16 protein-coding genes and 2 pseudogenes are annotated in these 19,076 nt (G+C 64.0%); 5 read left to right on the forward strand and 13 right to left on the reverse strand.

All coding sequences use genetic code 11. The features are described from left to right. Nucleotides 1-17: 17 nt before the first annotated feature. Together AB6804_RS19865 and AB6804_RS19870 are read left to right on the forward strand one after the other, a co-directional pair. A complete protein-coding gene (locus tag AB6804_RS19865) occupies nucleotides 18-857 on the forward strand; it encodes a MurR/RpiR family transcriptional regulator (protein WP_370887902.1) in 840 nt (279 codons plus the stop codon). An 85-nt stretch (nucleotides 858-942) separates the two neighbouring features. Further along, nucleotides 943-1,098 carry a hypothetical protein gene (locus tag AB6804_RS19870; protein ID WP_370887903.1) on the forward strand — a complete coding sequence of 52 codons (156 nt, stop codon included), beginning with the start codon at nucleotides 943-945 and terminating at the stop codon, nucleotides 1,096-1,098. Between the two features lie 187 nt (nucleotides 1,099-1,285). Here AB6804_RS19870 and AB6804_RS19875 read toward each other — a convergent pair whose 3' ends face one another. The 7 genes from AB6804_RS19875 to AB6804_RS19905 form a co-directional block, all read right to left on the reverse strand. Continuing rightward, on the reverse strand, nucleotides 1,286-1,702 hold the full coding sequence (locus AB6804_RS19875; protein WP_370887904.1) for a CopD family protein: 417 nt from the start codon (nucleotides 1,700-1,702) through the stop codon (nucleotides 1,286-1,288). Nucleotides 1,703-1,710: 8 nt separating this feature from the next. Then, complete coding sequence (locus tag AB6804_RS19880) at nucleotides 1,711-2,982, reverse strand: glutamate-5-semialdehyde dehydrogenase (RefSeq protein ID WP_370887905.1); 1,272 nt, start codon at nucleotides 2,980-2,982, stop codon at nucleotides 1,711-1,713. A 133-nt stretch (nucleotides 2,983-3,115) separates the two neighbouring features. Then, nucleotides 3,116-4,213 carry a DNA polymerase III subunit delta gene (holA, locus tag AB6804_RS19885; RefSeq protein ID WP_370887906.1) on the reverse strand — a complete coding sequence of 366 codons (1,098 nt, stop codon included), beginning with the start codon at nucleotides 4,211-4,213 and terminating at the stop codon, nucleotides 3,116-3,118. 30 nt (nucleotides 4,214-4,243) lie between these two features. After that, nucleotides 4,244-4,795 carry an LPS assembly lipoprotein LptE gene (gene lptE / locus AB6804_RS19890; RefSeq protein ID WP_370887907.1) on the reverse strand — a complete coding sequence of 184 codons (552 nt, stop codon included), beginning with the start codon at nucleotides 4,793-4,795 and terminating at the stop codon, nucleotides 4,244-4,246. Between the two features lie 77 nt (nucleotides 4,796-4,872). Next, complete coding sequence (leuS, locus tag AB6804_RS19895) at nucleotides 4,873-7,467, reverse strand: leucine--tRNA ligase (RefSeq protein ID WP_370887908.1); 2,595 nt, start codon at nucleotides 7,465-7,467, stop codon at nucleotides 4,873-4,875. A gap of 385 nt (nucleotides 7,468-7,852) precedes the next feature. Next, complete coding sequence (gene dapB / locus AB6804_RS19900) at nucleotides 7,853-8,650, reverse strand: 4-hydroxy-tetrahydrodipicolinate reductase (protein ID WP_370887909.1); 798 nt, start codon at nucleotides 8,648-8,650, stop codon at nucleotides 7,853-7,855. Nucleotides 8,651-8,776: 126 nt separating this feature from the next. After that, nucleotides 8,777-9,568 carry an outer membrane protein assembly factor BamE gene (locus tag AB6804_RS19905; protein WP_370887910.1) on the reverse strand — a complete coding sequence of 264 codons (792 nt, stop codon included), beginning with the start codon at nucleotides 9,566-9,568 and terminating at the stop codon, nucleotides 8,777-8,779. Between the two features lie 172 nt (nucleotides 9,569-9,740). Here AB6804_RS19905 and fur point away from each other — a divergent pair, with 172 nt between their 5' ends. Continuing rightward, nucleotides 9,741-10,169 carry a ferric iron uptake transcriptional regulator gene (gene fur / locus AB6804_RS19910; protein WP_008342866.1) on the forward strand — a complete coding sequence of 143 codons (429 nt, stop codon included), beginning with the start codon at nucleotides 9,741-9,743 and terminating at the stop codon, nucleotides 10,167-10,169. Between the two features lie 182 nt (nucleotides 10,170-10,351). On the opposite strand, the gene gap is transcribed toward fur, so the two are convergent. Together gap and tkt are read right to left on the reverse strand one after the other, a co-directional pair. Next, nucleotides 10,352-11,362, reverse strand: coding sequence for a type I glyceraldehyde-3-phosphate dehydrogenase (gap, locus tag AB6804_RS19915; RefSeq protein ID WP_370887911.1), 1,011 nt, complete (start codon nucleotides 11,360-11,362; stop codon nucleotides 10,352-10,354). Nucleotides 11,363-11,406: 44 nt separating this feature from the next. Further along, nucleotides 11,407-13,458 (reverse strand): transketolase, encoded by a 2,052-nt coding sequence (tkt, locus tag AB6804_RS19920; protein WP_370887912.1) that lies wholly within the window; start codon nucleotides 13,456-13,458, stop codon nucleotides 11,407-11,409. Between the two features lie 352 nt (nucleotides 13,459-13,810). Between tkt and AB6804_RS19925 the strand changes: the two genes are divergently transcribed. Together AB6804_RS19925 and AB6804_RS19930 are read left to right on the forward strand one after the other, a co-directional pair. Continuing rightward, on the forward strand, nucleotides 13,811-14,224 hold the full coding sequence (locus AB6804_RS19925) for a glyoxalase/bleomycin resistance/extradiol dioxygenase family protein (RefSeq protein WP_244794059.1): 414 nt from the start codon (nucleotides 13,811-13,813) through the stop codon (nucleotides 14,222-14,224). Nucleotides 14,225-14,242: 18 nt separating this feature from the next. After that, nucleotides 14,243-14,980 carry a 16S rRNA (uracil(1498)-N(3))-methyltransferase gene (locus AB6804_RS19930; RefSeq protein ID WP_370887913.1) on the forward strand — a complete coding sequence of 246 codons (738 nt, stop codon included), beginning with the start codon at nucleotides 14,243-14,245 and terminating at the stop codon, nucleotides 14,978-14,980. Between the two features lie 77 nt (nucleotides 14,981-15,057). Here AB6804_RS19930 and AB6804_RS19935 read toward each other — a convergent pair. The 4 genes and pseudogenes from AB6804_RS19935 to AB6804_RS19950 all read right to left on the reverse strand — a co-directional run. After that, nucleotides 15,058-15,465, reverse strand: a pseudogene (locus AB6804_RS19935) (barstar family protein); the annotation flags it as partial. 63 nt (nucleotides 15,466-15,528) lie between these two features. Continuing rightward, nucleotides 15,529-15,636, reverse strand: a pseudogene (locus AB6804_RS19940) (barnase inhibitor); the annotation flags it as partial. Between the two features lie 15 nt (nucleotides 15,637-15,651). Then, entirely contained in the window at nucleotides 15,652-16,161 is a 510-nt protein-coding gene (locus tag AB6804_RS19945; protein WP_370887973.1) for a ribonuclease, read from the reverse strand. 410 nt (nucleotides 16,162-16,571) lie between these two features. Beyond that, nucleotides 16,572-18,866 carry an NADP-dependent malic enzyme gene (locus tag AB6804_RS19950; protein ID WP_370887914.1) on the reverse strand — a complete coding sequence of 765 codons (2,295 nt, stop codon included), beginning with the start codon at nucleotides 18,864-18,866 and terminating at the stop codon, nucleotides 16,572-16,574. Between the last annotated feature and the right edge of the window lie 210 nt (nucleotides 18,867-19,076).

Consider the following 19,076-nt stretch of genomic DNA (forward strand, 5'->3'; position numbering starts at 1 on the left):
CATAGGCGAGATTTCCGATGTTGCTGTCCCAAGTCGAAGCAATGCGCGAACAACTGCGGCCATCCGAGCGCAAACTGGCCGACTACGTGCTCGAAGCGCCGCGCGAAGTGCTCGACCTGTCGATGACCGACTTTGCGGTGCGCGCCGGCGTCAGCCAGCCGACTATTGCCCGCTTCTGTCAGGCGCTGGGCTTCTCGGGCTTTCGCGAATTCAAGATCCGGCTGGCCCAGAGCGTAGCAGCGGATGTTCCCACCGTTTATCGCGATGTACGCGCCGACGAACCCGCCTCGGGCGTTGCGGCCAAGGTGCTCGATCGCACGATCGGCGCGCTGATCGCCGTGCGCAACAGTCTGTCGTCCGACAGCGTCGCGAGCGCAATCGCGATTCTGGCCGACGCTCGACGCATCGAGTTCTATGGCGCGGGCGGCTCAGGCATCGCCGCGCTCGACATGCAGCACAAATTTTTCAGATTGGGCGTGCCGTCTGTCGCATATTCTGATCCGCATACCTACACCACGTCCGCAGCACTGCTTGGCGCGGGTGATGTCGTCGTCGCCATATCGAACACCGGGCGCACGAAAGACATTCTCGACGCGTGCAAGTCGGCGCTGAACGGCGGTGCCAAAGTCATCGCGATCACGCACGGCAATTCCCCACTTGCGCGCGTGGCGACGGTCGGATTATTCGCAAATGTCGATGAAGACACCGACATTTTTTCACCGATGACATCGCGCGTTTCGCATCTCGCGATCGGCGATATTCTGGCGGTCGGATTGGCGCTTGCGCGCGGGCCAGCGCTCGCGGAGAAACTGGCGGAAGCGAAGGACGTGCTGGAAGGGCGGCGATTGAGAGCGTAGAGCGGGCGCAGGGCGCGTCGACGTTGAATGGCGCATTCAATTGCCGAAGTTACGGACAATCCCTGGCACGCCTGGTCTCAACGACATGGACATATTTCCGAACCCCTTCCCGTTTGGCAACACGAACGGCATCGTGGATGCCTTCACGGCCGGGCTGCCGGGCGTCTGCAAGACCGGGCGGGAAGTGTTCGAGCGCATCGACGGCGCGATGTTCATGCGCGCCTACATGCCGGCTGGCTAGTGGCGGATACGGCGGAGGAATATGTCGATGCCGCAGTGAGGCTTGCGAACAATCACGAGGAACCCGAAGCGCTGCGCATACATGCTCGAGAAGGACATCGTTCAGCGCTTCTTCGAAGGACGTCCGGAAGTGTTCGGGGAGATGGTGCTCGACCTCGTCGACAAACAAAAGGCCGAACACGCGCCTCTTAGAAAGGCTTGATCACCACGAGCAAGGTTGCAGCGAGCAGCCCGAGCACGGGCAGCTCGTTGAACATGCGATACCACTTGTCCGAGCGCGTATTTTCGCGGCGCTGAAAAATCCGCAGCAGGCGCCCGCAATACGCGTGATAGACGATCAGCAACACGACGATGCCGAGCTTCGCGTGCAGCCAGCCTTGCCCTCGTCCGATGCCGACGCCGAGCCACAGCCAAAGCCCGCAAGCCAGCGCAGGCACCGCGATGAACGTCATGAAGCGGAACAGCTTCCTCGCCATGAGCAGCAGACGGGCGGTGGCGGCCGGATCTTTTTCCATCGCCAGATTGACGAAAATACGCGGCAGATAGAACAACCCCGCAAACCACGACGCGATAAGCACGATGTGCAGCGATTTGATCCAGAGCATCGCTTGCCTTATTGACGCACTTCGCCGTGGCCCAGCACGACATATTTCAGCGAGGTCAGCCCTTCGAGGCCGACCGGCCCGCGTGCATGCAGCTTGTCGTTCGAGATGCCGATTTCCGCGCCGAGCCCGAACTCGAAGCCATCGGCGAAACGCGTCGATGCGTTCACCATCACGCTCGCGGAATCGACTTCGCGGAGGAAACGCATCGCGCGGTCGTGGTCTTCGGTGACGATCGCGTCGGTGTGATGCGAGCCGTAAGCGTTGATATGCTCGATCGCTTCGTCCATGTCGCCAACGATCTTCACCGCCAGCACGGGCGCAAGATACTCGGTGCTCCAGTCGGCTTCGGTTGCGTCCACGAGCGAGCCGATGTGCGCCGCTTCCAGCACCGCGCGCGATTCGGCGTCCACGCGTAATTCGACGTCCTTCGTCTGGAACGCGCGCGCGAGCAACGGCAGCGCCTCGCTCGCGATACCCCGCGCGACCAGCAACGTTTCCATCGTGTTGCACGTGCCGTAGCGATGCGTCTTCGCGTTGTCGCAAATCGCCGCCGCTTTCGCGAGATCCGCGCGGTCATCGACGTACACGTGGCAGATGCCGTCGAGATGCTTGATCATCGGCACGCGCGATTCTTCCATCAGCCTTGCGATGAGGCTCTTGCCGCCGCGCGGCACGATAACGTCCACGAATTCGGTCATCGTGATCAGCTTGCCGACCGCCGCGCGATCCGCCGTCTCGACGACCTGCACCGCGTCCTGCGGCAGCCCGGCCGCCTGCAGCCCCTCGCCGATCAGCTTCGCGAGGGCGGTGTTGCATTCGAGCGCCTCGGAGCCGCCGCGCAGAATCGTCGCATTGCCGGATTTGAGGCAGAGCGCCGCGGCGTCGATGGTCACGTTCGGCCGCGATTCGTAGATGATGCCGATCACGCCCAGCGGCACGCGCATCTGGCCGACCTGAATGCCGGTCGGCCGAAACTTCAGCCCGCTGATCTCGCCGATCGGATCGGCCAGCGACGCGACTTGCCGCAAGCCTTCGACCATCGTGTTCAGCGCCTTGTCGGAGAGCGTGAGGCGGTCGATGAACGCCGCGTCGTGGCCCTTCTCGCGAGCGCGCGCGAGGTCACGCGCGTTCGCGGCCTTGAGCGTCTCGCGTTCGCGCTCCATCGCAGTCGCGACTGCGACGAGCGCCGCGTTCTTCGCCGCCGTCGACGCCCGCGCCATCGCGCGTGAAGCCACGCGGGCGCGTCGGCCGAGGTCGGTCATGTATTGATCGATGTTCATCTGGGTCATTCCGTCTGCCGGTTCCGCGCGCCGGGCGCGGCGTCGCTGAAGCGTGGCGTCAGCGCGATGGGAAGGCGCGTCCGGTGCGTTGAAAGCCGGACGCTGAAACAATCATTCTAAGCCGTGATGCGTTTCAGCGACGCGGTCGCGCCGGTGCGGCGGCCGCTGCTTTCGATGGCGGGCCGCCCTGCGCGACGGCCATCGCCAGTTCGAACATGCCCGCCCACGGATCGGGCGGCGTTTCGCTGCCGCGTTTGCCGGCGCTGCCCGACAGCCCCTTCACTTGCCGATCCAGCCGCGCCGCCAGCGACAGCGCCTTTTCCAGCGCCTCTTCCGTCACGCGCGAAAGCGCCGGGCCGATCAACCGCTCGCGCGGCCCCCAAACGCGGTTTTCGCGCAAAAGCGTGGCGAGCGGCTTGCCGGACGCGACGCCGCGCTTGATGCGCAACAGCGTCCGCACTTCTTCGACTAGCGCCCACAACACGAGCACCGCCGCCTCGCCCTCGCCCTTGAGTCCGTCGAGCATGCGCGACAGGCGGCCGACGTCGCCCGTCAGCATCGCCTCGTTGAGCTTGAACACGTCGTATCGCGCGACATTCAGCACGGCGTCGTGAATCTGCTCGAAACTCAGCACGCCTTGCGGATAGAGAAAGCCAAGCTTCTGGATTTCCTGATGCGCGGCGAGCAGGTTGCCCTCGACTCGCTCCGCGATGAAAACCAGCGCGCGCCGCCCTTCTTCGCCCGGCGCAACGCGCTGACCTTGCTGCGACAAGCGCTGGCCGACCCACATCGGCAACTGCGCGCGCTCGATCGCATCGATCTTCAGCGCGACGCCAGCGCCGCTGATCGCCGTGAACCAGGCCGATTTCTGCGTCGCCGAATCGAGACGCGGCAAGGTGACGAGCGTGACGACGTCGGGGTTGTCGGCGGCGGCGAGCGTCTTCAACGCTTCCGCGCCTTCCTTGCCCGGCTTGCCGGTGGGGATGCGCAGTTCGATGAGCTGACGGTCACCGAATAGCGACATCGACTGCGTGGCGCCGATGAGCGCGCTCCAGTCGAACCCGCGCTCGACGGTGAACACCGTGCGATCGGTGAAGCCGGCGGCACGCGCCGTCGCCCGGATGCGGTCGCACGCTTCCTGCGCGAGCAGGTGCTCGTCGCCATGCACGACGTAGAGCCCCTTCAGGCCTTTGGCGAGGTGCGCTTCGAGCGCGTCGAGCTTCAGTTGCATGATGACCGATAGACCGATAGCCGCCAGCGATCAGAGCGGCGGCGTCGGCAACGGCGCACGCGGCGCGATGCCCGGCGTCTGCTCGCTCGGCAATGGATGCAGCGAACGCACGACGGCAAGCCGGCGCGTCAACTGATCCACCGCGTCGATGCGCATGTCGTTGTAAAGCAGCGTCGCTTCCTGCGACTTGGCGAGCGTGTACTGGTCGCTATAGGTCATTGCACGATTCAGCGCGATCACGCTTTGCGGAATGAGCACCGTGCCGTCCGCACCGATCAGCGAGTAAGCCAGGTTGTAAGTCAGCTCGTATTCCTGCACGACGCCCTGCGAGTTCAGGCTCAGCGTGCCCAACCCCTGCCCTTCGGAAAGGAAGAGCGTGGCGTCGGGCTTTTCCCAACCCTTGACGATCACCGTGTCGCTGCCGCCCTGCACCATGCGTTCGAGGCGCGCGACCATCTGCGGCACGCCGCCCGACACCGCGAGCCGCTTGAACGCATAGTCCTGCTGGCCGCGCAACTGGAAGCCGCACGCGGACAGCGCGAGCGCGCCGCCGAGAAGCGCCAGGAACGAACGCCTGCGCATGCCGCCTCCCGGCGTTGTAGTTTCGGTACGTTGCTGCACGGCTTGTCCCGTCACACTCACTCCCTTGGCTTCAGCCATCAGACGACGACGTTCACGAGACGCCCCGGCACCACGACGATCTTCTTCGGCGCGCGGCCTTCCGCGAACTTCTCGAACATCTCGTGTGCGATCGCGGCCTTCTCGATGTCTTCGCGCGATGCCGCCTTCGGGACCGTCAGCGCGCCGCGCACCTTGCCGTTCACCTGCAACACGAGCTCGATCTCCGATTGCTCGAGCGCGGCTTCGTCGACCTTCGGCCAGGGCGCGTCGAGCAGCGGACCGAACAGTTCCGCGTATCCGAGTTCCTGCCACAACTGGAAAGCGATGTGCGGCACCACCGGATACAGCACGCGCAGCAGCACGCCGAAGGTTTCGTTCAGCACGCCGGCGCTGCTGCTCTTCGCGCCTTCGAGCGCGTTGAGCATCTTCATCGCGGCGGACACGACCGTGTTGTACTGCAAGCGGCCGTAGTCGAAATCCGCTTGCTTGAGCACGCTGTAGATTTCGCGGCGCAGGGTCTTGTCGGCGTCGGTGAGCGTCGATGCATCGAGCTTGCCGTGCTGGCGCAGCGCGTCGGCGTTGTCGTGGCCGAAGTGCCACACGCGGCGCAGGAAACGGCTCGCGCCTTCCACGCCCGCACCGGACCATTCGAGCGATTGCTCCGGCGGCGCCGCGAACATCACGAAGAGACGCGCCGTATCCGCGCCGTACTGGTCGATCAGCGTCTGCGGATCGACCCCGTTGTTCTTCGACTTCGACATCTTCTCGACGCCGCCCAGCACGACCGGCTGGCCGTCCGCGATGAGCGTCGCGCCGATCGGGCGGCCCTTGTCGTCGTGCGACACGGTAACGTCGAGCGGGTTGTACCAGGTCTTCTTGCCGCTCGCGTCCTCGCGATAGAACGTCTCGTTGAGCACCATGCCCTGCGTGAGCAGGTTCTTCGCCGGCTCGCCGAACTTGACGAGACCCATGTCGCGCATGACCTTCGTCCAGAAGCGCGAATACAAGAGGTGAAGAATCGCGTGCTCGATACCGCCGATGTACTGGTCCATCGGCATCCAGTAATCGGTGCGCTCGTCGACCATCGTGGCGGCGTCCGGCGCGCTGTAGCGCGAGAAGTACCAGGACGAATCGACGAAGGTGTCCATCGTGTCGGTTTCGCGCTTCGCCGCCGCGCCGCACTTCGGGCACGAGCAGTTCAGGAACGCTTCCGACTTCGCGAGCGGATTGGCCGTGCCGTCCGGCACGAGGTCTTCGGGCAGCACGACCGGCAGATCCTTTTCCGGCACCGGCACGTCGCCGCAGCTCGGGCAGTGGATGATCGGAATCGGCGTGCCCCAGTAGCGCTGGCGCGAGATGCCCCAGTCGCGCAGACGCCACGTGACCTGCTTGTCGCCGAGGCCTTTTGCCTTCAGGTCGGCCGCGATCGCGTCGATGGCTTCCTCTGTCGTCAGGCCGTCGTACTTGCCGCTGTTCACGAGCCGGCCGGCGGTCTTGTCGGCGTACCACTCTTGCCACTCGTCGGTCGAGTAGGTCTTGCCTTCGACCGCGATGACCTGTTTGATCGGCAAGCCGTATTTCTTGGCGAACGCGAAGTCGCGCTCATCGTGCGCCGGCACGCCCATCACCGCGCCTTCGCCGTAGGACATCAGCACGTAATTGCCGATCCACACTTCGACGTTCTCGCCCGTCAGCGGATGCGTGACGAAGAAGCCGGTCGCCATGCCCTTCTTTTCCATCGTGGCGACATCCGCTTCCGCGACGCCGCCGCGCTTGCATTCCTCGATGAACGCCTGCAAATCCGCGTTGTCCCGCGCGAGGCGCGTGGCGAGCGGGTGCTCCGCCGCGATGGCCGCGAAGGTCACGCCCATGATGGTGTCGGCGCGCGTGGTGAACACGCGCAAGAGCTTCGATTCCCCGTCGATTTCATACGGGAAACCGAAGTTCACGCCGAAGCTCTTGCCGATCCAGTTCTGCTGCATGATCTTGACGCGCTCGGGCCAGCCGAGGCCTTCGAGATCGTCGAGCAGTTGATCCGCGTAATCGGTGATGCGCAGGTAGTACATCGGGATTTCGCGCTTTTCCACGAGCGCGCCGGAGCGCCAGCCGCGCCCGTCGATGACCTGCTCGTTCGCGAGCACGGTCTGATCGACCGGGTCCCAGTTCACCGTGCCCGTCTTCTTGTACGCGATGCCCTTTTCCAGCATCTTCAGAAAGAGCCACTGGTTCCACTTGTAGTACTCGGGCGAGCACGTGGCGACTTCGCGCGACCAGTCGATAGCGAGGCCCATCGACTGCATCTGCTTCTTCATGTACGCGATGTTGTCGTACGTCCACTTGGCGGGCGGCACGCCGTTCGCCATCGCCGCGTTCTCGGCGGGCATGCCGAACGCGTCCCAGCCCATCGGCATCAGCGTGTTGTGGCCGTTCATGCGCAGATAACGGTACATCACGTCGTTGATGGTGTAGTTGCGCACGTGGCCCATGTGCAGCTTGCCCGACGGATACGGCAGCATCGAGACGCAATAGAACTTTGGTTTAGTCGACGTCTCGGTCGTCCGGTAGACGTCGTTCGCGCGCCAGTTGCTCTGCGCGGCGGATTCGACGTCGGCGGGTACGTATTTATCGTGCATGGTGTGTGTCTGGCTTGGAGCGAATGCTGGGAACGGACCTCGGGAACGACACGGCTGCGCACGCACGTATCGCGTGGCCTTCGCTTTCGGCTTCGGTCTTCGTCGGGAATGCGGCCCCGGCGATGCGGGCGCACCGGACGGGCAAAGGGCGATTATACCGTCGCGGCAGTCCGTGCTGGCGCGCGGGACTTCGTGCGATGAGGCTTGGAATGCGCGCGTTTCGCGTCAGGCGGCCTGGTCGTTACGCGCTGAATGCCGGGCCGCAGAGCCGAAGCACGCACATGTCCTCGGCGGTGTCGGGCGTTGCTTTAGTAGAGCTTGCCGGCGTCGCCGATGGAAAGCGGGGGACTTGCGGCGTCCCCCGTCCCGGCCAGGACGATACCGCTCAACGCAAACCGAGCACGTCCTGCATGTCGAAGAAGCCGGTCTCGTGCGATTCGAGGAAGCGCACCGCACGCAACGCGCCCTGCGCGTAGGACAGACGGCTCGCCGACTTGTGCGTGATCTCGACGCGCTCGCCGATGCCCGCGAACAACACCGTGTGATCGCCGACGATATCGCCGCCACGGATCGCCGAGAAACCGATGGTCGACGGATCGCGCTCGCCCGTCACGCCTTCGCGCGCATAGACGGCGCAGTCTTTCAGGTCGCGGCCGAGCGCGTTCGCGACGACTTCGCCCATCGCGAGCGCGGTGCCGGATGGCGCATCGACCTTATGCCGGTGATGCGCCTCGATGATCTCGATGTCGTAACCTTGCGCGAAATGCTTCGCCGCGTATTCCAGCAGCTTGAGCGTGACGTTCACGCCGACGCTCATGTTCGGCGCGAACACCACGCCGATCTTCTCGCCCGCCTGCTTCAGTTGCGCCTTCTGCTCATCGGAAAGACCGGTCGTGCCGATGACCATCTTCACCTTGTGACGCGGCGCGGCCTCGATATGCGCCATCGTGCCTTCAGGACGCGTGAAGTCGATCAGATAATCGGCGTCGGCGAACACGCGTTCGACGTCGTCGGTCAGCTTGACGCCGGTGGTCTTGCCGAGAAAGGCGCCTGCATCCTGTCCGAGCTGCTCGACGCCCGGACGGTCGAGCGCGCCGACGAGTTGCGCATTGGAATCGTTGAGAACGGTTTCAATCAGCATCCGGCCCATGCGGCCCGACGCCCCGGCAATGGCGATCTTCATGGCTGTCTCGTGTTGAACCGCGCGGCGAGCACGCGGCTGGATGTTGGGGCGCCGCACCGGAAACGCGCGGCGCGAAATCGGGCCGAGCACCGCGAAAGCCGCGCCGTCCCAATCAGGCTGCCCGCATTACTGCGGCATGGTGAACTGCGCCTGGCCACCCGCGTTCGCAGGCGTGGGCGACGTGCTCGCCGGACCGACCGCGCTGCTGTCCGGGATGTTGATCGTCTGCGGCTTGCGCTGCAGCTGGATCTGCGAATTGCTGCCCTGACTGCCCGCGCCGGGCGCTGCGCCCGCGGTTTGCGGCAAGTTCGCGCGCACCGACGATTGCGTGCGGCCTGCGGGCATTTCGACCTGCGCGGTCGCCCGATTGGCGGCCTGCGCGGCTTGCTGGTTCGCGTCGCCGGCAAAAGCGGCCGACGTGTTCGGCTGCGTGGACGGCTCGCCGCCCGGCGCAGTCAACGCCGGCGCCGATGCCGCCGCGCCCGACGCCGCCGCTGCGACCGCCACCGGCTTCGCCACCTTGACGCCCTTGTCGCCGTCGATTTCAGCGAGCAATTCGAGATTCGACGGCAGATTCTCCCCGCCCGACCAGCTCACGACGCGATCGCTCGCGAAGTTCACGACGAAGTCACGCTGCTGGACGATGGACGCCGAACCACGCTTGAAGTAGAACACGTAGTCCCAGCGATCCGCGTGAAACATGTCTGTCAACAGCGGCGTGCCCAGTAGCGCGCGTACCTGATCGCGCGACATGCCGACCTGCATCTGGCTAGCTGCTTCCTGCGATACGAAGTTGCCCTGCACGACCGTGATGCGATACGGCGTGATGCTTTGCGCGATCTTCTGCGTGACGCTGTCGTACGTCGAGCAACCCGCAAGCAACGCGGCGAGGGTTGCTGCGATGATGGTTCCCCGCATGCGACGGCTCTCCCTGCAATTCGATAAAAATTTTGAGAACATTTCACCTTTCGCGCACAGCGCCAGAAGGCCGCGCTCCTCTTCACTTTTCACCCGGTGCCGACTGGATGTCAGGATTTAGAAAAACGCATTACTATGGGAACCTTGAATTGTACTCTAGGGATGCCTAGCGATGACCAATCCCGCCGATCTCAAAAACATCGGGCTCAAGGCGACCCTGCCCCGCCTCAAGATTCTCGAGATTTTCCAACACAGTCCGGTGCGCCATCTGACCGCTGAAGACGTGTACCGCAGCCTGCTCAATGAAGAACTGGACATCGGGCTCGCCACGGTTTATCGCGTGCTGACGCAGTTCGAGCAAGCAGGCCTCTTGTCGCGAAGCAATTTCGAATCGGGCAAGGCTGTCTTCGAACTGAACGAAGGCTCGCATCACGATCACCTCGTGTGCATCGACTGCGGCCGCGTCGAAGAATTCTTCGATGCGGAAATCGAACGCCGCCAGCAATCGATCGCGAAAGAGCGCGGCTTCAAGCTGCACGAACACGCGCTCGCGCTCTACGGCGCCTGCACGAAGGAAAACTGCCCGCATCGCAAGCACTGAGCACAACGCGCCGCTCGTTGCGGCGCGCTGCGAAAACCGCCGTCCATCGGCTTCGATGGACGGCGGTTTCGTTTCGTCCGTACATTCGGCGATTCGCGTGTTGCCGCATCTCGCCTGCGTTCGGCGCACGCACAAAAAAGCCGCTCCGAAGAGCGGCTCTGCACGACTTCGATCAGCAGCGCTTACTTGGCGTTTGCCAGCGCGACAGCCGTATCCAGCATGCGGTTCGAGAAGCCCCACTCGTTGTCGTACCAGCTCGACACCTTCACGAGACGGCCCGAAACCTTGGTCAGCGTTGCGTCGAACGTCGACGAAGCCGGGTTGTGGTTGAAGTCGACGGAGACCAGCGGCGCGTCGTTGTAGCCGAGGATGCCCTTCAGCTCGCCTTCCGACGCTTCCTTCATGATCTTGTTGACTTCTTCGACCGTCGTGTCGCGCGCGGCGATGAACGACAGATCGACCACCGACACGTTGATGGTCGGCACGCGGATCGCGTAGCCATCCAGCTTGCCGTTCAGTTCCGGCAGCACGAGGCCGACCGCCGATGCCGCGCCCGTCTTCGTCGGGATCTGGCTGTGCGTGGCCGAGCGCGCGCGGCGCAGGTCTTCGTGATACACGTCGGTCAGGACCTGATCGTTCGTGTAGGCGTGGATGGTGGTCATCAGGCCGTTGACGAGGCCGATCTTGTCGTTCAGCGGCTTGACGAGCGGCGCGAGGCAGTTCGTCGTGCACGATGCGTTGGAGATGACCGTGTCCGATGCCTTCAGCACGTTGTGGTTCACGCCGTACACGATGGTCGCGTCCACGTCCTTGCCGCCCGGCGCCGAGATGATGACCTTCTTCGCGCCGCCCTTGATGTGCGCGCTCGCCTTTTCCTTCGTCGTGAAGAAGCCGGTGCACTCCATCACCACGTCGACGTTCAGCTCGCCCCACGGCAGTTCGGCCGGGTTGCGGTTCGCCAGCACGCGGATGCGGTCGCCGTTGACGACGAGATACTCGCCGTCCACCGACACCTGGCCCGGGAACTTGCCGTGCGCCGTGTCGTACTGCGTGAGGTGCGCGTTGGTCTTGGCATCGCCGAGATCGTTGATGGCGACGATCTCGATGTCGTGCTTCTTGCCGTTTTCATACAAGGCGCGCAGCGTGTTGCGGCCGATCCGGCCGTAGCCGTTGATTGCAACGCGAATCGTCATGGTCTATCTCCTTGGCTTAAAAAAACCTGCTCGCTAACGCGGTTTCACGCGGCCAGAACGGTCTTCGCCGTTGCGACGACGTTCTCCACCGTGAAGCCGAAATGCTTGAAGAGCGCACCGGCCGGGGCGGATTCGCCGAACGTGTCGATGCCCACCACGCCGCCTTCCAGGCCGACGTACTTGCGCCAGAAATCCGTCACGCCCGCCTCGATCGCGACACGCGCCACGCCCTTCGGCAGCACGCGCTCGCGATATGCGGCGTCCTGCTTGTCGAATACGTTCGTGCAGGGCATCGACACGATGCGCGCCCCGATGCCCTCCTTCGCGAGCGCCTCGACCGCCTGCATCGCCAGTTGCACTTCCGAGCCGGTCGCGATGAGGATGATCTTGCGTGCGGGAATGTCGTCGTTCCAGTCGCGCAGCACATAGCCGCCCTTCGCGATGTTCGCGATCTGGATGTCGTCGCGCGGCGCGAATTGCAGATTCTGACGGCTGAAGATCAGCGTCGACGGGCCTTCGTGCTCGATCGCATGCGTCCACGCCACCGCCGTCTCGACGGTGTCCGCCGGACGCCACGTCTGCAGTTGCGGAATCAGGCGCAGGCTGGATACGTGCTCGACCGACTGGTGCGTCGGGCCGTCTTCGCCGAGACCGATGGAGTCGTGCGTGAACACGAAGATCGAGCGCGACTTCATCAGCGCCGCGACGCGCAGCGCATTGCGGCTGTAGTCCGAGAACGTCAGGAACGTGCCGCCGAACGGACGGAAGCCGCCGTGCAGCGCGATGCCGTTGATCGCCGCCGACATGCCGAACTCGCGCACGCCGTAGTTGATGTGATTGCCCCACTGGATGCCAACGTGGCCCGCATTTGCGTTTTCCGCATCGCCGGCGGCGCGCACCGCTTTCGACGCCTTCCAGTTGGTCAGATTCGAGCCGGTCAGGTCGGCCGAACCGCCGAGCAGTTCAGGCAACGCGGCGGCGAGACCTTCGATGGCCTGTTGCGATGCCTTGCGCGTCGCGATCGTCTCGGCACGCTGATTCGCGTCTTCGATGATCTTCGCCGCGCTCTGCTTCCAGTCGGCGGGCAGCTCGCCCTTCATGCGGCGCGTGAATTCGTCCGCCTGCTGGGCGTATTTCGCGCGATAAGCGTCGAACGCCTTGTTCCAGTCGCTTTCCGCGCGCTGGCCTTGTTCCTTGCCGTCCCACGCCGCGTAGACTTCCTGCGGGATGACGAACGGCTCGTAGCTCCAGCCGATCGCCGCGCGCGTGGCCGCGATTTCGTCGCCGCCGAGCGGAGCGCCGTGCGCGTCGTGACCGCCCGCCTTCGTCGGCGCGCCCTTGCCGATGACCGTGCGGCAGCAGATCAGCGTCGGCTTGTCGGACTTCTTCGCCTGCGCGATGGCGGCATCGACGGCGTCGACGTCATGGCCGTCCACGCCGCGAATCACGTTCCAGCCGTACGCTTCGAAACGCTTCGGGGTGTCGTCGTGGAACCAGTGCTCGACGTGACCGTCGATCGAGATGCCGTTGTCGTCGTAGAGCGCGATCAGCTTGTTCAGCTTGAGCGTGCCGGCGAGCGAGCAGGCTTCGTGCGAAATGCCTTCCATCAGGCAGCCGTCGCCGAGGAAAACGTAGGTGTGGTGATCGACGATCTTCGCGTCGGTCTTGTTGAATTCGGCGGCGAGCAGCGCTTCGGCGAGCGCCATGCCCACCGCGTTGCCGACGCCCTGGCCGAGCGGACCGGTGGTCGTCTCGACGCCCGGCGTGATGCCCACTTCGGGATGGCCCGGCGTCTTCGAATGCAACTGACGGAAGTTCTTCAACTCGCTCATCGGCAGGTCGTAACCGGTGAGGTGCAGCAGTGCATACAGCAGCATGGAACCGTGACCGTTCGACAACACGAAACGATCGCGATCGAACCAGTGCGGATTCGCCGGATTGTGCTTGAGGTGGCGCGACCACAGCGCGACGCCAATTTCAGCCATGCCCATCGGCATGCCGGGGTGACCGGAGTTGGCTTGTTGAACGGCGTCCATGGCGAGCGCGCGGATTGCGTTGGCCATGAGGGCGGTCGGGCTGGAAGTCGGGATCGTCATGTCGGGTGTCGGCGGCTACGAGAGCTTGGGGCAGGTGCTGAAATGATCCACGGTGCTTCTTGCCGCATGCCTTCGACCGATGCTTTCGCACCGGGCGCCGGCCCCGCAGCACACCATGTTTTCAGGACCGGAACGACGAGAAACGACGAGGATCGGGAGTCGGTCATTCTAACAGACCGGTCCGATTGACAGGCGCGCGACGGCGCGTCGAACGTGCGCCATCCGGCAGTTCGCCCGGGCATTCCACGTGCGACGGACGCAGCGTGCGAAGCCCGCGGGCCGCGCCGCCTGCCCGCCTCGTGGCAAAATGCCCGTCAATTGTGTGAGCAACGAAGCCTGAGGAGTACGCTCGATGACCGATCCCCGCCCCGCCGATGTCCCCTGGTTGACGCCCTACCTCACCGTGAAGGATGCGCGCGTGAGCATCGGCTTCTACGAGAAGGCGCTCGGCTTCGTCGTGCGCGACAGCGTCAACGACGACGGCACGATCATTCACGTCGAGATGACGTATCACGGACAGTTGATCGTGATGTTCGCGCCCGAAGGCGCTTACGGGTCGCAGGCGCGCACGCCGAAAAGCGCGGGCCAGACGGCGCCGCAGTCCTTCTATCTTTATGTCGACGACGTCGACGCCACGTTCGCGCAGGCGCTCGCGGTCGGCGCGAAGCCGCTGATCGAGCCGCAGGACCAGTTCTGGGGCGACCGCTTTGCCCAGATCGAAGACCCGGACGGTTATCGCTGGGCGATTGCGCGGCATCTGCGTTGAACGGTTCTTCAGCCTCTCATGCCACGTTTCCACGTTGACGGCGCGCTCCTCGCGGGCCGAACCCTTTCCCTTCCCGACGATGTCGTGCGTCACGTGCAAGTGCTTCGCCTCGCAGCCGGCGACGCGATCACGCTTTTCAATGGCACGGGCGGCGAGTATCACGGCGTGCTCGTCGATATTGCCAAGAAGACGGCGCTCGTCCGTATCGATAGCCATAGCGAGCGCGAAGCCGAGCCGCCGTATCGCGTGACGCTGGCGCAGGGCGTCGCGGGCGGCGACAAGATGGACTGGCTCATCGAGAAGGCGGTGGAGCTGGGCGTCGCGGGCATCGAACCGTTGATGGCCGAGCGCGGCGTAGTCAGGCTCGCGGGCGAGCGTGCGCTGCGGCGTCAGGCGCACTGGCAGGCGCTCGTGCGAGCCGCTTGCGAGCAATGCGGACGCAATCGCGTGCCGGAAGTCGCGCCGCCGCGTGACCTGTCCGCATGGCTTGCGGCGTTGCCGGGCGCATCGGATGGCGATGTGCGCCTGTTGCTGTCGCCGCGCGCCGAAGTCTCCTTCGATGCGCTGCCGGCCGAGCCGCCGCGCGGTCGGCTGACGCTGGTGATCGGTCCGGAAGCCGGCTTTTCGCCTGCAGAAGAGCGCGATATTGTGAGCGCGGGATTTTCAGCGCTCGGTCTCGGGCCGCGCGTGCTGCGCACCGAAACGGCGGGCATCGCGGTGCTGGCGGCGCTGGCCGCGCGCTGGGGCGGGTGGTGACGCGCTTTCTGGCCGTTCCAACGAAAACAGCCCGATGAGCGTACTCATCGGGCTGTTCTGTATGTGACGCCGACAGTTCAGACGAATGAATAAAACACGCGGAACGCCACGCGTCGTTCGGCCCAGAATTCGGCCGCGTCGCGGAACACATCGAGCAGCGTCTCGCGCCCTTCCTTGTCGAACTTCTGGGCGATCGGCAGTTGATCCAGCACGATCACGAAGCCCGGCTGCGAGCCCGCCTTGTGGACGAGATCGGTCAGGCAGTCATACAGCGCGTCATAGTTCTTGCCGAAATGCTTCGGGAACAGAAACGACAGCGCGATCGTCTCCAACACTTCCTGCTTGCTCTGCGCCTGGCCGAGATACGCGTAGAGAAAATGCTGACCAAGCCGGTTCGCCTCGTCGGCGAGTTCCTGTACGCGGAACGCGCGTATCGACTGAACGATGTTCGGCCGCACCGTCGCGAAAAGAGACTCCGATTCCTCCTGAGGATGCCCCTCGGCCTCCGCGCTGTGCTGCGGATTCGGCTCGTCTTCGGGTCTGTTGTCGTGTTCTGTCATCCGTAGCCGCAATACTCGCTGGAACAGGTTGCCATCGCCGGTGGCGAAAAGATCACCCGCGACGCCGTTGTCGTGCGCGTAGATGTTGTCGCTCATGCCGTTAATCCCTAGTTATCCCGCAATGCGTTTGAAACTGGCGTAATGGTCGTCCGAGTAGTAGCAATCGTCTGTTTGCTGCTTCGGGCCACCGCATACGATCCGGCGTGCGCCGCGATCCCGCGCGCGCGGCGTGGGGACTGTGTACTCGTGGTAGTAGCCGCGGGGATGCCGCGGCAGCAAACGCTCGCGATTGCCGAACACGACGCCGTCCTTCTCATAAGGAAACGGGCCGCCCGCTTCGATCAGCCGCAGCGTCTCGACCGCTTGCCTCGGCAGCTGGGCGACGCTGGTTGTCCCGGGGCCATCGCCGCGCGCCTGAGCGACGGCAGGCCGTTCCGATTCGGAGGAGGCGACAGTCGCATCCGGCCTCGCCGACGCCTTCCCCGCCTGATCGGACTGCTCCGCAATCGTGGGCGTGGACGTTGACCGTGGAGCCGCGTCGCCGTGCGATTCATTCTTGCCGCAACCGCTCAGAAGGAGACTCAGAGCGACGATACAAGCGAACGCCGATGCACGCTTCACGAAACGATTGTCCCCCGCGTTGATCCGAAATTCGACGACCATGAAAGATATAAGGGTATCGCTAATGACAGGGCGAAGCAACGTTCCGCGGAATTTCGGAAATTTTTTCTCAACTTCGACTCCGGCGAGCCCAAAGGCCGAAGAAAAGGCGGCGACTTTTAGCCTTTGTCCGAGAGATTTTTATCCCGCGTTAGATAAAAATGGATGCCGTAGAGATCGAAACCTCTGGACCGGTTGCCTCACCTGTCGCCAGTTTCGCGCGATGCCCGCATCGCGATGCTCTGCATTGGGCGGCAACCCCTTGCCTCTGCCCCGAGCGTGCCAGCACCGGCACGCTTTTTTTTCACCCAAAGAAAAACGCGGCAGGAAGATCCCGCCGCGTTGTTTGCGGTGACGCGCGAGCCGGATGTTTAGCGCGAGGCGGTCGTGTCCGCGACCAGCAGCGCCGTCATGTTGACGATGCGACGCACCGTCGCCGACGCCGTCAGCACATGCACCGGCTTCGCCGCGCCGAGCAGGATCGGCCCGATCGCGATGTTGTTGCCCGCCGCCGTCTTCAGCAGGTTGTACGAGATGTTCGCCGCGTCGATGTTCGGCAGGATCAGCAGATTCGCGTCGCCTTCGAGCGTCGATTCGGGCAGCACTTCGCGGCGCAAACGCGCGTCGAGCGCGACGTCGCCGTGCATTTCACCGTCCACGTCGAGATCGGGGGCGCGCTCCTTGAGGATCGCCAGCACGTCGCGCATCTTCTGCGCCGTCGGCGCGTTGCTCGTGCCGAAGTTCGAATGCGACAACAGCGCGATCTTCGGCAAGATGCCGAAGCGCTTCACTTCCTCGGCCGCGAGAATCGTGATTTCGGCGAGTTGCTCCGGCGTCGGATCGACGTTGACGTGCGTATCCACGATGAAAATCTGGCGGCCCGGCAGCACGAGCGCGTTCATCGCCGCGTACACGTTGCAGCCTTCCTTCTTGCCGATGACCTGATCGATGAAGTGCAGGTGACGATGCGTCGTGCTCACCGTGCCGCAGATCATGCCGTCCGCTTCGCCCTTCTTGACGAGCATCGAGCCGATCAGCGTCGTGCGGCGGCGCATTTCGAGCTTCGCCATCTGCTGGCTGATGCCCTTGCGCGCCATCATCGAGTAATAGGTTTGCCAGAAATCGCGATAGCGTTCGTCATGGTCCGTATCGACGACCGTGAAGTCCACGCCCGGCGTCAGACGCAGGCCGAACTTCGTGATGCGCTGCTGAATGACCGCCGGACGGCCGATGAGAATCGGCTTGGCGATCTTTTCGTCGACGGCGATCTGCACCGCGCGCAGCACGCGCTCCTCTTCGCCTTCCGCGAACACAATGCGCTTCTTCTCCGGCTCGACGCTGCGCGCAAGCTGGAACACGGGCTTCATCGTCGTGCCGCTGTGATACACGAACTGCTGCAGATGCTGCTCGTAGGCGTCCATGTCCTCGATGGGACGCGTCGCCACGCCGGATTCCATCGCGGCCTTCGCCACCGCCGGCGCGATCTTCACGATGAGACGCGGATCGAACGGCTTCGGAATCAGATATTCCGGACCGAACGACAAGTCCTGGATGCCATAGGCCGTCGCGACGATATCGCTTTGTTCCTGACGCGCCAGTTCGGCGATCGCGTTCACGGCCGCGATTTCCATTTCCTTCGTGATCGTGGTCGCGCCCGCATCGAGCGCGCCGCGGAAGATGAACGGGAAGCACAGGACGTTGTTGACCTGATTCGGATAGTCCGTGCGGCCGGTCGCGAGCACCGCGTCGGGACGCACTTCGAGCGCGAGTTCCGGCAGGATTTCCGGCGTCGGATTGGCGAGCGCGAGAATCAGCGGCTTCGCGGCCATGCCCTTCACCATCTCCTGCTTCAGCACGCCGCCCGCCGACAGGCCGAGGAACACGTCCGCGCCTTCGATGACTTCCGCGAGCGTGCGCGCGCTGGTTTCGCGGGCGTAGCGCTCCTTGTCCGGATCCATCAGCTCGACGCGGCCCTTGTAGACCACGCCGGCCAGATCGGTCACGTAGATGTTCTCGAGCTTCATGCCGAGATCGACGAGCAGGTCGAGACACGCGAGCGCCGCCGCGCCCGCGCCGGACGCGACGAGCTTCACTTCGCCGATGCTCTTGCCGACCACCTTCAGCCCGTTGGTGACCGCCGCCGCGACGACGATGGCCGTGCCGTGCTGGTCGTCGTGGAAGACCGGAATCTTCATGCGCTTGCGCGCTTCACGTTCGACGATGAAGCAATCCGGCGCCTTGATGTCTTCGAGATTGATGCCGCCGAAAGTCGGCTCCAGCGCAGCGATCACGTCGACGAGCTTGTGCGGATCGGTTTCGTTCAGCTCGATATCGAACACGTCGATGCCGGCGAACTTCTTGAAGAGTACTGCCTTCCCTTCCATGACCGGCTTCGACGCCAGCGGCCCGATGTTGCCGAGACCAAGCACCGCCGTGCCGTTCGTCACCACGCCGACGAGGTTGCTGCGCGCGGTAAAGCGCGCGGCGTTGAGCGGATCCGCGACGATCTCCTCACATGCGAACGCCACGCCCGGCGAATACGCGAGCGCGAGATCGCGCTGGTTGATCATCTGCTTCGTCGGGGCGATCGCGATTTTCCCGGGGGTCGGGAACTCGTGATAATCGAGCGCGGCTTCGCGCAACTTCGTATTGGCGGGAGTCGTCATAAGGCGGGCTGAAAGTGCGGGAATTAGAATAGAGATTCCAACGCATTGTAGCGCCAAACCCTTTCGGTTTCGGGACGGCAGTCCGTGCATTTCGGCTATAAGTGCCGTGACTGCCAAACGTCTGATCGCATGGCGCGGCAAGGCTCGCAGCGCATCGTCCTGTTTTTTCGAGATATAGGCGGCGGTTCTCGATCGTTCGGATTCCAGCCT

This window comes from Caballeronia sp. RCC_10 (genome assembly GCF_041360715.1).
GTDB classification, from domain to species: Bacteria; Pseudomonadota; Gammaproteobacteria; order Burkholderiales; family Burkholderiaceae; genus Caballeronia; species Caballeronia grimmiae.